Origin of the sequence: Methylobacterium brachiatum (assembly GCF_900113845.1) — a bacterium.
Taxonomy (GTDB): domain Bacteria; phylum Pseudomonadota; class Alphaproteobacteria; order Rhizobiales; family Beijerinckiaceae; genus Methylobacterium; species Methylobacterium brachiatum.
Genome location: NZ_FOQW01000006.1, coordinates 170,412 through 184,946, shown reverse-complemented (window position 1 = coordinate 184,946; position 14,535 = coordinate 170,412). Strand labels below are relative to the sequence as shown.

At 71.8% G+C, this 14,535-nt stretch carries 11 protein-coding genes; 7 read left to right on the top strand and 4 right to left on the bottom strand.

Annotation, left to right across the window (positions count from 1 at the left end):
• Window positions 1-601: 601 nt before the first annotated feature.
• The 3 genes from BMZ47_RS08995 to BMZ47_RS08985 form a co-directional block, all read right to left on the bottom strand.
• Window positions 602-1,765 (bottom strand): glycosyltransferase family protein, encoded by a 1,164-nt coding sequence (locus BMZ47_RS08995; RefSeq protein ID WP_091860977.1) that lies wholly within the window; start codon window positions 1,763-1,765, stop codon window positions 602-604.
• Between the two features lie 283 nt (window positions 1,766-2,048).
• Window positions 2,049-4,451, bottom strand: coding sequence for a GumC family protein (locus BMZ47_RS08990; RefSeq protein ID WP_091860972.1), 2,403 nt, complete (start codon window positions 4,449-4,451; stop codon window positions 2,049-2,051).
• 52 nt (window positions 4,452-4,503) lie between these two features.
• Window positions 4,504-5,853 (bottom strand): polysaccharide biosynthesis/export family protein, encoded by a 1,350-nt coding sequence (locus tag BMZ47_RS08985; protein WP_091860969.1) that lies wholly within the window; start codon window positions 5,851-5,853, stop codon window positions 4,504-4,506.
• 264 nt (window positions 5,854-6,117) lie between these two features.
• Between BMZ47_RS08985 and BMZ47_RS08980 the strand changes: the two genes are divergently transcribed.
• Genes BMZ47_RS08980 through BMZ47_RS08950 form a run of 7 tightly spaced genes read left to right on the top strand, consistent with a single transcriptional unit; the run spans window position 6,118 to window position 12,704 of the window.
• On the top strand, window positions 6,118-6,639 hold the full coding sequence (locus BMZ47_RS08980; RefSeq protein ID WP_091860966.1) for an acyltransferase: 522 nt from the start codon (window positions 6,118-6,120) through the stop codon (window positions 6,637-6,639).
• A 14-nt stretch (window positions 6,640-6,653) separates the two neighbouring features.
• On the top strand, window positions 6,654-7,682 hold the full coding sequence (locus tag BMZ47_RS08975; protein WP_091860963.1) for a Gfo/Idh/MocA family protein: 1,029 nt from the start codon (window positions 6,654-6,656) through the stop codon (window positions 7,680-7,682).
• On the top strand, window positions 7,679-8,794 hold the full coding sequence (locus BMZ47_RS08970; protein WP_091860960.1) for a DegT/DnrJ/EryC1/StrS family aminotransferase: 1,116 nt from the start codon (window positions 7,679-7,681) through the stop codon (window positions 8,792-8,794). The genes BMZ47_RS08975 and BMZ47_RS08970 overlap by 4 nt, the downstream gene beginning before the upstream one ends.
• On the top strand, window positions 8,778-9,809 hold the full coding sequence (locus BMZ47_RS08965) for an SDR family NAD(P)-dependent oxidoreductase (protein ID WP_091860957.1): 1,032 nt from the start codon (window positions 8,778-8,780) through the stop codon (window positions 9,807-9,809). Before BMZ47_RS08970 ends, BMZ47_RS08965 begins: the two co-directional genes overlap by 17 nt.
• Window positions 9,806-10,942: a DegT/DnrJ/EryC1/StrS family aminotransferase gene (locus tag BMZ47_RS08960; RefSeq protein WP_091860954.1), complete on the top strand. Its 1,137-nt coding sequence runs from the start codon at window positions 9,806-9,808 to the stop codon at window positions 10,940-10,942. Before BMZ47_RS08965 ends, BMZ47_RS08960 begins: the two co-directional genes overlap by 4 nt.
• Window positions 10,939-11,739, top strand: coding sequence for a polysaccharide deacetylase family protein (locus BMZ47_RS08955; protein WP_091860951.1), 801 nt, complete (start codon window positions 10,939-10,941; stop codon window positions 11,737-11,739). The genes BMZ47_RS08960 and BMZ47_RS08955 overlap by 4 nt, the downstream gene beginning before the upstream one ends.
• Complete coding sequence (locus tag BMZ47_RS08950) at window positions 11,736-12,704, top strand: glycosyltransferase family 2 protein (RefSeq protein WP_091860948.1); 969 nt, start codon at window positions 11,736-11,738, stop codon at window positions 12,702-12,704. The genes BMZ47_RS08955 and BMZ47_RS08950 overlap by 4 nt, the downstream gene beginning before the upstream one ends.
• A 160-nt stretch (window positions 12,705-12,864) precedes the next feature.
• Here BMZ47_RS08950 and BMZ47_RS08945 read toward each other — a convergent pair whose 3' ends face one another.
• Window positions 12,865-14,532: a glycosyltransferase gene (locus BMZ47_RS08945; protein ID WP_091860945.1), complete on the bottom strand. Its 1,668-nt coding sequence runs from the start codon at window positions 14,530-14,532 to the stop codon at window positions 12,865-12,867.
• Between the last annotated feature and the right edge of the window lie 3 nt (window positions 14,533-14,535).

The window sequence follows — 14,535 nt, the reverse complement described above, 5'->3', positions numbered from 1 at the left end:
TTTAAGCCGATATTGTCGCTGCGGCGGCCCCGGTGTTTTCGCTGGAGTGCCGTGCCGTTTCGTGGCGCGAATTCAGTCGCCGGAATCGGTTTTAGCGGAGCTGTTTTGCATATCCGTGTCGGAATATTCCGATACAGGACGGTATCGGCGCATTGCCACCTAAAGATCAGATTTCGTGGCGTATCGGTAGTCCGGGTACTGCACGAGGGTGGAAATCCACGCGTCGGAGCCTTCCCGGGCCCTCGGTTGCGAATCGGCGGCGAATCGGGGCCGGAGCCCAGCGCGCACCTCGCCTGTCCGGCCTCCGGGAACCGCGCAGGGCCGCGGGAGGTGCAGGTCGCCGTGTGGGCTACGATCTTCACAGATCGCTGCCGGATGTGGGTCAAGGCCACCCCCAAGCGCGTCTCCCTCCCCCCTCTGCGGGGGAGGGAAAGCGCGTGTCGGTCTCGGAAAGATTCTCTCGCGGCCGAGAACTAGCCGGACCGCGTTCTGTGAATCCGCCCACCCGCACAGGAAGGGGGCCTTTCGCGATCTGCCCAGCGCGACATGTGGCTCCCCGAGCCCAGGAAGGGGCTGGGCTCCCGTGCGTCACGACCGCCGGTCAGGCGACCCGCGCCAGCAGATCCCGCATGCCGTGGGTGTCGACGAACCGGGTGGTCTCGCAGGCGAGGAGGCCGGCCTGCATGCGCGCGTAGGTCTCCGCGTCGAGGTTGCGCAGGAACGCGATCACCGACGCTTCCAGGGGCTCCGGGAACGCCCAGCCGAGCGCCTCGGTCTCGGCGTAGCGGCCGGTGGCGGTGTCGGCGCGGGCGAGCGTCAGCGCCCCGCACAACCCACCCTCGTAGAGGCGGTTCGGCAGCAGCCAGTCGGAATTCAGGCCGTCATCCAGGTAATCGACCGCCCAGCTGAAATGGACGCCGCCGTAGATGTCGGGCAACTCGCCCGGATTGGCGTAGGGGCCGCGGAACGTCATGTTCGGATGCCGAGCCAGGGTCGCGGCGAAATCCTGCGGGTCGATATCCTCCTCCGAGAGCCGGCCCGCGATGACGATCCGCACCGAATTGCCCAGCGCCCGCGCCACCGCCGCCAGGATGGTCAGGCTCCGGCGGCAGCGTAGCGTCCCGAACCAGCCGATCACCCAGGGCGGCCCCGCGACCCGGCGGCGCTCCAGCCGGTGCGCCACCGCGGCGAGGCGGTGGGCCATCACCTTGTTCTCGAGCAGGTGCCAGGGGCCGGAGAACCCCTGGACCGGCGCGAAGTAGCGGGTCACGAAGTCCGGCGAGCTGACGACGAGCAGCGCGCTGCGGCCCAGGATCCAGCGCTCGACCGCCCGGGCGATCCGCCCGACCCGGTCGGGGCGCACCATCAGGCGCTGGATGTCGAGCACCTCGTAGACCAGCGGCGCGCGGCTGCCCGCGAGCCGCGCCGAGGCCCAGGCCACCAGCGCCATGTCGAGGTTGCGGACATAGACCACGTCGGCCGCGCGCAGGTCGCGCCAGCGCGTGAGCGCCCGGGCGATCCCCAGGGCGAGCAGCGGCAGCCGCTTGCCGTAATGCCGGTCCACGGTCTGCCCGAGGGGGACCACGTCGCCGGAGGCCGCGGGATCGGGGAGGCCGGCCCGGGCGCGCACGAACATGTATTCGACCACCGACCAGCCGGTATCCCGGATGGCCCCGACCCGTTTCCGGATGGTCGGCTCGATCCGGTCATGGCCGAAGAAGGCCACCCGGCCGAGCGCCGCCGCTTCAGGATGGGTCCGTGTCATGGCGTGGTGCACCCAACACCGGCCGTCCCGACAAAGCCCCTGGCCGTGAGAGGGTATGAGGCTGTCGGTCCGCTGCCCTTCGAACGGCGATGCGGCGGGTGCGCCCTCTCCGAAGAAACCTGGTCCCTCACCCCAACCCTCTCCCGCACGGGAGAGGGGACCCGTGCCTCGTCCGGCGCGCGTATTGCCCGGCCCGATGTCTGAGACCGGTCGGGATGAGGGGATCGCGTGCGGGCGGCCGGGGGCTTCCGTCCGCCTCGGCGATCCGACCGGCGAAACCCCGTCACGCGGAGGCTCCCGAGTCGGTGACGTCGGCGGCCGGGCGGCGGCGCCAGGAGCGGGCGAGCCGGCTCGGGGCGGCGGGCTTGAGCGCGGCGGTCCGGCGGACCAGGCTGTTCACGATCGTGCCGCGCCGGACCGCCGGGGTGGCGTTGGTCTTGTTGAGCACCACGCCCAGCACCGTGCAGCCGGCGGATTCGAGGTCGTGGACGGCGGCGACCACGTCGTCGATGTCGGTCTTGCCGGCCTCGGCCAGCAGGATCACCCCGTCGAGCATGTCGAGGAGCGGCCGCAGGGTCGGGAGCTCGTCCGCCGGCGGCAGGTCCACGATGATGCGGTCGAGATGGGTGCGCTCGTCCCGGACCAGGCCGGCGATGGCCTCCGGGGTCATCAGGTCGCTGAAATGCGGGTCGCCCGGCAGGAGGCTGCCGCAGGCGAGCAGGCGGACATCGCCGAGCTGGAGGCGGACCGCCTCCTCGGTGCCGCACCGGCCGGCGAGCACGTCGAGCAGCCCGCGCTGGTCGGCCGCCTGGTTGAGCCGCGACAGGGTCGCCTGCCGCACGTCGGCGTCAATCAGCAGGATCCGGCTGGTAGCGGCCGAGCGCGACCGCGCCAGCAGCTGGCCGAAATTGCTCGCGAAGGTGGTCTTGCCGGTTCCGGCCTCCACCGAGGTCACCCCGATGGCGAAGACCGGCCCGCGGCGGTCGTTGCCGAGCAGGTGCGACTTCAGGCTGTGGAGGCGCTCGACGAAGACCGATTGCGGCATGAACCGCACGGCGCTCGCCTTGAACGCCTCGACGCTCGCCGGCCGCAGGGCCTCGCTGGCATGGGCCTGCGCCAGCGCCAGGGCGGCCCGGTAGCCGGGCTCGCGGCGCAGCTCGGGGAGGGCGGCGAGGCAGGGCAGGCCCTGGCCGGTGAGCTGCCCGGGCGACCGGATGGTCCGGTCGAACCAGTGCCGCGCGAAGGCGCCGCTGACGCCCAGCCCGGCCCCGACCAGCAGGCCGAGCATCACGATCAGGCCGCCGCGCGGCGCGCTCGGGCGCTCCGGGACGCTCGCCGGGGTGATCACGTGCGCGGAGGGCTGCGGGTAGGATTGCTGGTTGACCGCGTCGATGTAGCGGCTGAGCATGTTCGTGTAGATCTGGTCGTAGGTCTCGGCCGCCCGGTCGAGCTCCTTGGCCTTCACCCGGGCCTCGCTGGTCACCAGCGTCTTCGAGATCAGCGCGTCGAAGGACGCCGACATGCTGTCCTCGCGGGCCTTGGCGACCTCGTAATCCCGGTCCAGGGAGGCGGCGAGGCGCTCCAGCTCGGCCCGCAGGGATTGCTTGGCCGCCAGCACGTCCTTCTGGATCGCCGTCACCGCGTCGTGGTCGGGGCCGAGGCGGCGCTTCAGGTCGTCGGCGCGCTGCACCAGGTCCACATACTGCTTGCGCAGCTGGATGATCACCGTGTCCTTGAAGGCCTCCGTGATGCCGGGATCGGCGATGTCGGAAGCGAGCAGCATGTGGATCTGGTCGCGGGTGGCGCGGGCGTCCACGGTCTTGGACCGCGCGGAGGCGACCGCGGTGTTCAGCTCCTCGAGCTGCTGCTCGCCCACGAGGCCGCGCTTGCCGAGATCGATGATCGCGTGCTCGGCCTTGTAGGTCTGGGCCTCCCGGGAGGCCTGGCTGGCGCGCTGCTGCAGCTCCTTCAGCCGGGGCAGGATCCACTCGCCGGCGACCTTCCAGATCTGCGACCGGTTCTCGAGCTGCGTGGCCACGTAGGCGTCCGCGACCGCGTTCGCCACGGCGGCGGCGTCGGCGGGATTGTCGAGGCTGTAGCCGACCTCGATGACGTAGGCCGCGCCGATGCGCGAGGCTTCCAGGTTCTCGCGGACGGTGCCGGCCTGGCGCTCCTCGGGGCTCGCCGGGCTGACCGGCTTGGCGGCGGGATGGAGGCCGATGAGGTGGCCGACGAACAGCTTGACCGCGCCCAGCCCCTCGCGGAGCTTCGCCACCAGCGGATGTGGCGGCACCGCCAGGTCCTGCGACGGCGGCAGGCCGAGCCGGCGCACGGCGGCCAGGGCGATCTTCTCCGAGCGGATATACTCGACCTGGCTCTCGACCTCGGGGATCTCCAGGGGGGTCGCGGCGCCGGGCGTGTCGCGGGCCGTGACCGGGCTCGAGCGGCTCTCGATGTAGACGCGCGCCTTGGCGGTGTAGATCGACGGGGCGGTGGCAACGTAGACGATCGCGGCGATCAGCCCGATGCCGCTCAGCGTCAGGATCGACCGCCAGTTCCGCCGCACGATCGTCAGGATCGCGACCTGGCCCTCGGGATCGGACCCCCGCGGCCCCTCCCGCCACGGCCGCGCCGGGCCGAGGGACTCGGCCTGCAGGAAGGACGCGGCGGTCGAGTGCTTGTTCATGGCTCTTCCCTCACGCGGCGGGCACACGATTCTGGCGAGGTCGGTTCGGGGGTCAGTTCTGGCCGGTGCCGTCGCCGATCCCGCGCAGGGCGGGATCCGGCTTGAGCACGACCTCCACGACGTCGCCCGGCTGCAGCTCGGTGTCCTCGGCCGCGTCGGTCAGGTTCGGGCCGCTCCTGCCGGAGCCGGCCTTGCCGGGGTGGAACACGGCGATCGATGCCCGCGCCCGGCTGCCGGACAGGAGCTGGGTCCGCAGGGCGCCGGTATAGACCAGCTTGTCGTTGATGCTGTTGAGGCGCGAGCGCAGCGCCGCCAGGTTGTCTTCCGAGACCTGCAGCTTCTCCATGGCCTCCAGGGCCTGCTGGTCGTCGACCCGCTCGAGCCTGCGGGTCAGCTCGCCCTTGTCCCGTTCCAGCTGCGCCACCTGGACCGTGGTCTGCAGGGCCCGGGTGGAGGACAGCAGCACCGCCCGGCGGGCGTCGGTCAGGCGGGTCGTGACCACGGCGCCGCGCTGGAACAGGGCGCGCACCGCGTCGTACTCGTCGGCGTCGGCGGTGACGCCCTCCTTCTCCTTGGCCTGCTGCTCGGTCAGGCTGGCCAGCTGGTTCTGGGAGCGGGTCAGCGCGCGCTGCAGGTGCTCCTTCTCCTTGGAGACGTCGGACATCTGCACGCGCAGCTGCTGCTCGGCGAGCTTCTGCGCGACGCTCGCCCGCGACGGCGGCACGTTGAGGGGCGCGTCCGCACCGGCCGCCGCCTTGTCGGGGCGCGCCCCCGCGATGATCGCCTTGAGCCGCCAGACATTGGCGCTCTCCCGGGCGATGCTCGCCCAGACCGCGTCGTACTCGGCGCGCAGGTTGGCGCTCTCGACGACCGGGTTCTCCATCCGGAAGCGCAGGAGGTTGTAGCCCCCCGCCAGCGCCACCGCCTGCCGGACGGTCATGCCCGGATGGAACGGGTGCTCGCCCTGCTTGGTCACGTCGCCGCTCAGGTAGACCGGCTGATACTTCGCGATCCGCACCCCGATCTCGTCGGGCTCGATCACGGCGATCGATTCGCGCCCGTCGGCATTGCGCTGCCGCACCGCCTTGGCCGGCAGGGCCTTCTGCAGCGCCTTGCGCAGCTCGGCCACGGTCAGCCCGACCGCCGGCACCTCGCCGAGCAGCGGCACCATCACGGTGCCGTCGATCCCGACCGTCGCCTCCTGCTTGAATCCGGGAATGCTGAGCGCCGTCACCTCCAGGGTGTCGCCGGCCGAGATCCGGTATTCGGCGCGTGCCGGCGATCCCGCGAAGGCCAGCAGCAGCGCCGCGCTCGCCGCGAAGGCTCTGCGCAGCGAAGCACCGCCCCGGGGGGCCTTTTCTTCGCAGAGATCGGACGTTTCCGGACGGGACCAGGTCTTCACGCGTCGTGCCTTCCTGCTCGCTCGCAGCTCGGCCGGCATGATGCGCGGCGGCCCCGTTCCCCGGGACTCGTCCAAAAGGAGGCCGGCCGCGCCGCCCGGCGCCGGCGCCTGCGCCTTTCGAGGTAGGCCTCCCGGGGCCCCGCCGCCCCCGGCCGAGACGGTGCACCTTTCGGGGGAGGACCAGTATCGAAAGCCTGGGTTCCGGATCGTCCACGGCTCCGCGCAGTTTTGCCGCACAGAAGTTCGGCAGAAGGAGCCGCTTGGATGCCGATAACCGATGCCGATATTGGGCAGGATGTGGGTATCTTCTACCCGGACCTCGTTAATATTTACGGGTGCGAAATAAAGACCGGGTCGCGCATCGGTCCGTTCGTCGAGATCCAGCGGGGCAGCACCATCGGCCCGCGCTGCAAGATCTCGTCGCACAGCTTCATCTGCGAAGGCGTCTCCATCGGCGCGGAGGTGTTTGTCGGCCACGGCGTGGTCTTCACCAACGAGCGCTACCCCGAGGCGACCAACCCGGACGGCACCCTGAAGCGCGACGGCGACTGGGAGCTCGTCGAGACCCTGGTCGGCGACCGCGCCGCGATCGGCTCCAACGCCACCATCGTGGCCGGAATCACCATCGGGGAGGGCGCCCTGGTCGGCGCCGGCGCCGTCGTGACCCGCGACGTCCCGCCCTACGCCATCGTGGCCGGATGCCCCGCCCGGGTCATCGGCGACACGCGCCAGAAGCGCGCCCGCTCCCGCCGCTCCTCGGCGGCCAAGTCTCTGCAGATCGCTTGAGGGGACCCACGCACATGATCGCCATCGGAATCGTCGGCTACGGCTATTGGGGGCCGAATCTCGCCCGCTGCACGTCGGAGACCGAGCAGTGCCGGCTCGCCGCCATCGCCGACCAGTCGGCCGCGGCCCTCGCCCGGGCGGGCAAGCGCTATCCCGCCGCCCAGCTCCACCAGGATTGGCGCGACCTGATTGCCGATCCGGAGATCGACGCCGTCATGGTGGCGACCCCGGTGAGCTCGCATTTCGAGATCGCGATCAACGCGCTCCGGGCCGGCAAGCACGTCTTCATCGAGAAGCCGATCACGTCCTCGGCCTTCGAGGCGCGGCTGCTGATCGAGGAGGCGGCCAAGCGCAACCTGACCCTCATGGTCGATCACACCTTCGTCTACACGGGCGCCGTCGAGAAGATCAACGAGCTGATCACCGACGGCGCCCTGGGCGAAGTCTTCTACTACGACTCGACCCGGGTGAATCTCGGCCTGTTCCAGCGCGACGTGAACGTGATCTGGGACCTCGCGGTCCATGATCTCGCGATCCTCGACCATGTGCTGGACCTGGCCCCGGTGGCGATCTCGGCGAGCGGCACCGGCCATTTCAGCGGCCGCCCCGAGAACATGGCCCACCTGACGATCTTCTACCCGCGCGGCGTCGTCGCGCAGATCAACGTCAATTGGCTCGCCCCCGTGAAGGTCCGTCAGACGCTGATCGGCGGCAGCAAGAAGATGATCGTCTACAACGACTTGGACCCGATCGAGAAGGTGAAAGTCTACGACCGGGGCGTCACCGTCGGCGACGGCTCCGGGGACATCACCGAGCTGATGGTCTCGTACCGGACCGGGGACATGTGGTCGCCGCACCTGTCCTTCCGCGAGGCGCTGGTCGTCGAGATCGAGCACTTCGTCGACTGCATCGCCACCGGCAAGGCGCCGAAGACCGACGGCCATAGCGGCTTGCGCGTGGTCGAACTGCTCGAGGCCGCGATGCGCTCCCTGCGCCAGAACGGCCACCCGATCGACCTCATGCCACTTGCGAGGGCCTCGTGATCCCGTTTCTCGACCTCAAGGCGCAATACGCGGCCGTCGGCGGTGCCGTCGAGACCGCCGTGCTCGACGTCCTGCGCAGCGGCGACTTCGTTCTCGGACCGGCGGTCACCGCCTTCGAGGCGGCCTTCGCCAAGGCCTGCGGCGCCAAGCACGCGGTGGCCGTCAGCAGCGGCACCGCGGCGCTCCATCTCGCGCTGCTGGCCCTCGATATCGGCCCGGGCGACGAGGTCATCACCGTCTCGGCGACCTTCGTGGCGACGGTGGCGGCCGTGCTCTACGCCGGCGCGACCCCCGTGCTCGTCGACATCGACCCGGTGAACTGGACCATGGATCCGGCCCTGGTCGAGGCGGCGATCACGCCCCGCACCAAGGCGATCCTGCCGGTGCACCTGCACGGGCGGCTGGCGGATCTCGACGCGCTCGGCGCCATCGCCCGGCGCCACGGCCTCGCCCTGGTGGAGGACGCCGCCCAGGCGCATCTCGCCGAGCGGGGCGGCAGGAAGGCCGGCTCCATCGGGGATATCGGCTGCTTCAGCTTCTACCCCGGCAAGAATCTCGGCGCCTACGGCGAGGGCGGTGCCATCGTCACCGACCGGGACGACCTCGCGGAAGCCGCGCGCTGCCTGCGCGACTGGGGCCAGCAGGGCAAGTACAACCACGTCCGGCACGGCTTCAACCTGCGCATGGACGGCGTCCAGGGGGCGGTCCTCGGCACCAAGCTCCCCTATCTGGAGGGCTGGACCCGGGCCCGGCAGGCGGTGGCGGCCGCCTACGGCGAACGGCTCGCGGGCCTCGGCCTCAACCTGCCCGGTCCGGCCGGACGCGACCACGCCTTCCACGTCTACGCGGTCAGCACCCCCGACCGCGAGGGCCTGCGCCAGCACCTGGCCGAGGCCGGGGTCGCCACCGGCATCCACTACCCCGTCCCGGTCCACAGGCAGCCCGCCTACCGCCATCTCGACGACGGGACCGGCCGCCTGCCGGTCACAGAGCGGCTGGCCGCCCGGACCCTGTCCCTGCCGATGTTCCCGGAACTGACGACCAGCCAGATCGACAGCGTCTGCCGGGCCGTCGCGAGCTACTGCGAGGTCGCCGATGCCCAAGCTGCGTGAGGTTACCAAGGGAAGCCGCTTCGGCGGCGACCTGCGCGGGACCCGGATCCTCGTCACCGGCGGATCCGGCTTCATCGGCTCCCACATCATCGACCTGCTGGTCGAGGCCGGCTGCGACGAGATCGTGGCCATCGACAACATGGTCCGCGGGCGCCCCGAGAACCTGAAGGACGCCCTCGGCTCGGGCCGAGTCCGGCTGGTCCAGGGCGACATCCGCGACCGGGCCCTGATGGACACCCTGGTCAAGGGCACCGACGTGGTGTTCCACCAGGCGGCCCTGCGGATCACGCAATGCGCCGCCGAGCCGCGCCAGGCCTTGGAGGTGATGGCGACCGCGACCTTCGACCTGCTCGAGCGCTGCGTCGAGGCCGGCGTCGCCAAGGTGGTGATGGCCTCCTCGGCCTCGGTCTACGGCATGGCCGAGAGCTTCCCGACCACCGAGAAGCACCACCCTTACGACAACCGCACCCTGTACGGGGCCGCCAAGTCGTTCGGCGAGGGCCTGCTGCGCGCGTTCAACGACATGTACGGGCTGGACTACGTCGCCCTGCGCTACTTCAACGCCTACGGGCCGCGCATGGACCTGACCGGCCGCTACACCGAGGTGATGGTGCGCTGGATGCAGCGCCTGGCCGAGGGCCAGTCCCCGATCGTGTTCGGCGACGGGCTGCAGACCATGGACCTCGTCCATGTCCGCGACATCGCCCGGGCCAACATCCTGTCGGCGGTCGCCCCGGCCACCGACGTGGTGCTCAATGTCGGCACCGGCGTGGAGACCTCGCTCGTCGATCTCGCCGGCCATCTCACCCGGATCATGGGCCGGGACGGCACCCCGCTCGTCCACGAGGCCGAGCGCGCCGTGAACCCGGTGCCCCGGCGCCTGTGCGACACCAGCCTGGCCCGGGAGCTGATCGGCTTCGAGGCCGAGATCGGAGCGGCGGAGGGCCTCGCCGACCTGGTGGCCTGGTGGAGCGACGAGGCCGGCTCGGATCACCTGAGGCGGGCGCTCGCATGATCCCGATCGCGAAACCCGATGTCGGCGAGCCGGAGGCGGAGGCCGCCGCCGCCGTGGTCCGCTCCGGCTGGCTGACCCAGGGGCCGCAGGTCGCGGCCTTCGAGACGGAGTTCGCCGCCATCGTCGGCGCCTCGCATGCCTGCGCGGTCTCGAACTGCACCACCGCGCTGCATCTCGCGCTGCTGGCCGCCGGGGTCGGGCCCGGCGACGAGGTGGTGACGGTGAGCCACAGCTTCATCGCCACCGCCAACGCCATCGCCCAGTGCGGGGCGATTCCGATCTTCGTCGATATCGACCCGGCGACCTTCAACATGGCCCCGGAGGCCGCCGCCGCGGCCCTCACCGAGCGGACGAAGGCGATCGTCTGCGTCCACCAGATGGGCATGCCCTGCGATCTCGAAGCCATCGTGGCGATCGGGCGCCGCTCCGGCATCCCGGTGATCGAGGACGCGGCCTGCGCCATCGGCTCCGAGCGGCTCCAGGGCGATGTCTGGCGACCGATTGGCGGGCCCGCCGGCGACGTCGCCTGCTTCTCGTTCCACCCGCGCAAGGTCCTGACCACCGGCGACGGCGGCATGATCACCACGGCCAATCCCGAATGGGACCGCAAGTTCAGGCTGTGGCGCCAGCACGGGATGAGCGTGTCCGACGTGGCCCGCCACGGCAGCGCCCGGGTGGTCGCCGAGGAGTACACCGTCGCCGGCTACAATTACCGGATGACCGACGTGCAGGCCGCCATCGGCCGCGCGCAGCTGACCCGGCTGCCCGGCCTGATCGCCCGGCGGCGCGCTCTCGCCGACGGCTATCGGGCACGGCTCGCCGACCTGCCCGAGGTGACGCCGCCGCCCGAGCCGATGGGCTCGCGCAGCAACTGGCAGAGCTTCTGCGTGCGCCTGCCGGAGGCGGCCGACCAGGGTGCCGTGATGCAGGCCATGCTCGACCAGGGCATCGCCACCCGCCGGGGCATCATGTGCGCCCATCTGGAGCCGCCCTACGCCGAGGCGCCCCGGCGCTTCGCCCTGCCGGAATCGGAGCGGGCGCGCGACCACGCGATCCTCCTGCCGCTCTATGCCGGCATGGACGACGCGCTGCAGGATCAGGTCGTTTCCGGCCTGCGCGCCGCCCTGCGATGATCCCCGGGCCGGTCAAGAGCCTCGCCCGCACCGTGGGGCTCACCCGTCCGCGGGTCGCGGCCGCCCGGATGGCCTGCGAGCGCGCGACCCTGGCGGTCGCCGGGACGCGCCGCGAGAGGCCGGGCGGGCGCATCCTCTGCTACCACTCGGTCGGGCAGCCCGAATGCGGGGTCAACGACGTCACCCCCGGGCGCTTCCGGCACCAGATCGAGCTGGCCCTGCGCCTCGGCTACCGCTTCGTGCCGGCCGCCACCATCGCGGAGGGCAACGGCGAGGCCTGGGATCTCGCGATCACCTTCGACGACGGCTGGCGCAGCGTGCTCGAGGCGGCGGAGCCGATCCTGCGCGACCACGCGATCCCCTGGACGCTGTTCGTCGTCTCCGGCTGGCTCGACCGGCCCGGGACCGGCCCGGGCGGGGTCTTGAGCTGGCGCGAGGTCGAGGCGCTGGCCTCGGCGGGCGCCGAGATCGGCAGCCATTCCGTCACGCATCCGGATTTCGGGCGGATCAGCCCCGAGCGGGCGGCCGAGGAGCTGGAAGGCTCGCGCCGGTCGATCGCGGCCCGCCTGGGCCTCCGGCCGGAGAGCTTCGCGATCCCGCTGGGGCAATCGGCGAACTGGACGCCCGATGCCGCCCGCGCTGCCCAGCAGGCCGGCTACCGGATCGTCTACGCGCAGGCCGTGGAGACGCGGCCGGTCGGGACCGTCGGGCGCAGCTTCGTCACGCATTTCGACAACGATCTGGTCTTCGGCGCCCTCCTGAAGGGGGCCTACGATGCCTGGGAGGAGTGGACATGATCCGGCCCGCGCCCCGCCTCACGGTCTCCGTGGTGGTGCCCACCTGCAATCGGGCTTCCCTGCTGCGCGAGGCCCTGGCGAGCATCCGCGCCCTGGAGGGGCCCGATCTCGCCTTCGAGATCATCGTGGGCGACAACGGCCGGCCGGGGCCGGGCGCCGAGGCCGCGGCGGAATTCGGCGCGCTCCACGTCGCCGTCGCGCGGCCCGGCGCGGGGGCCGCCCGCAACGCCGCCCTGCTGCGGGCCAGCGCGCCCTACGTGGCGTTCCTCGACGACGACGACGTCTGGCAGCCGGGCCATATCCACCCCCATCTCCGCCGGCTTGAAGCGGAGCCGGATCTCGGGATCGTCTTCGGGCAGGTCGTCACCACCTCCCAGGATCTGGAGCCGGTCTACGGTCCCTGGCCGGCGGACCTCCCGGCGGACGGCGGGGCGCTGCTGCGCCGGATGCTGAGCGGCTACTTCCCGCAGGTGGGCGCGACGGTGGTGCGCCGGAGCCTGGTCGACAGCGTCGGCCTGTTCGACGAGGCGCTGCTCGGCGATCAGGATTGGGATTGGCAGATCCGTGCGGTCCGCCGGCACCGGGCCGGCTTCGTGGCCGTACCCTGCGTGCATTTCCGGCAGCGGCCGCCCGGGACCTTCGACAGCCTGATCGCCCGCCGGATCCACTTCACCCGGCTGGTCTTCCGCCGGCACGCGCCGGCGCTCGGCGTCTCGCGCCTCGCGGCCCTGCGCCTCTATTTCGCGACCGTGCAGGGCTATTACGACGCCTTCCTGGATGGCGCCCAAGCCCATGCGGCCCGCGGCGACCGGCGCGCCGCCGCGGGCGCGCTTTTCTCCGCCTTCCGGCTGATGCCGCACCGGGCGATCAAGGACGCGGTCCGGCCGACGCATCTGCGCGAAGCCCTGCTGGCCGTCGTTCAGGCCAGCCGGCCGCTCGCCGCGGCCGGGCCGGGAACGCGCTGAGGGGGGCTCGCCTGTCGCGCCCCGCCTCGCGGGCGGGGCCATCACAGGCGGCTCGAGACCCGCGGGCATGCCAAAGCCTGCATACCGGACAGACACCGAGACCCGAGAAACCGTAGCGTTTCTCGGGTCTCGGCTTGCGGGATGCGATGGTCCCGCCCGATCAACCGGCCCGCAGCAGCCCCGGCCGGTCCTTGACGTTGCGCACCAGCCATTCCGGCAGCAGCAGGCGCACCCGCTCCCAGGGCCCGGACAGATCGCCGGCCCGGCGCAGGGCCGCCCAGGAGGCGACGCGCTGCCGGAGGGGCAGCATGCCGATGTAGTTCTTGGTCATGCCCGAGACCGGGAAATCCGAGCCGAACATGTCCTGGTGGCGCAGGTCCGGCTCGCCGAGATGGGGCGCCTCGGCAATCACCGGCCCGGCATCCGGCGCGAGCCGGGGCAGCGCCCGGGCTTGGGCGTAGACCGCGTCGAGCCCGGCGCGCCAGCTCGCCGGCGCGTAGAGGCGCGCGATGGCGGCGCTGATCCCGGATCCCGCGGCCCGGCGGGCCTCCGCGTCGGTGATCAGCGCGGTCAGGTGGGCCTCGTATTCAGCTTGGTCGCGGGCGACCCGGGCCGTGGCGTCGAGCCCCGGATGGTTGATCGCCACGATCTCGGCCGCCTCGGGCGCCTCGAAACGCGTCACCAGCGGCAGCCCGTAGGCTGCGGCCTCGAGCATCGAGGTCGAGGACACGAACGGGTAGGAATCGACGTAGATGTCCGCCGCCTCGAAGAACACCCGCGGATCCGCCTGCTCCGCATAGGCCGTGATGCGCCCGCCTGTCGCCGCCTGCGCCGGAGCCCAGTCGGCTCGCGCGCCGGCGCCGACCACGATCAGGCGGGCATTCGGGTGCGCGGCCAGCAGGTCGACATGGCGGTCCGCGTAGGTGACCGGCCCGACGTTGCGGTACTTCGCGCCGCGCGCCACCGAGACCAGGAGGATGTCCTCCTCCGGGATGCCGAGAGCACGCTTGGCGGCGGCGCGGCTGCGCTGACGCTCGGGCAGCGTGATCAGGGTCGGGAGCAGGAGGCTCCGGGCCGGGTCGACGCCGCGCCGCGTGTTCGCCAGCCGGCGTGCGGCCTCGCGCAGGTTGATCACCGCGTGGCTGATCCGTGCCCCGATCCAGAACAGGTGATCGGCATGGTTGAGCAGCAGCACCGGCGGATGCCTCGCCGGATCCGCGAACGCGATCAGCGGGACCACGTCCTCGCAATGGATGTGGAGGACGACCACGTCGTAGTCCCGCGCGACCCGGCGCAGCTCCCGCGCCCAGGCGAGCTTGCCGCCCTGGCGGTGGTTCAGGTGGTGGATCGTGCCGCCGCTCGCCCGCACGGCCTCGGTGATGCGGGCATCGACCGGCCCGCGGTGCTGGGTCAGGGCGAGCCCGTTGGTCCGGTTGGCATCGGCGCCGATCCAGAGGGCCAGCATCTTGGTCAGGCCGCCCACCGGGGCGAGCTGCGTGCAGACGTGGAGGACGCGGCGGAACGGCGCCGGCTCCGGGGCCGGCCCGCGGTCGGACTGCGGCTCCAGCCGCCGGCCGATCTGCGCGGTCACGCGCTCCAGGCGCGGGCTCGCGAACACGCCGCAATGGCGATGGGCCGCCAGCGTCGCCGCGATGGCGGCCTCGACGGCGGCCCCTTCCAGGTCGCCGGACGCCGCGCGACGCTCCGCTTCCCGCACCCGCGCATCGAAGGCCGAGAAGTTCGACCGGATCCGCCCGGCCCGCCGGGCGGTCTCGTCGTCGGCGCCGCGTGTCCCGTCGTGGCGGTGCCCTGACGCAATCGTGGCCATCGT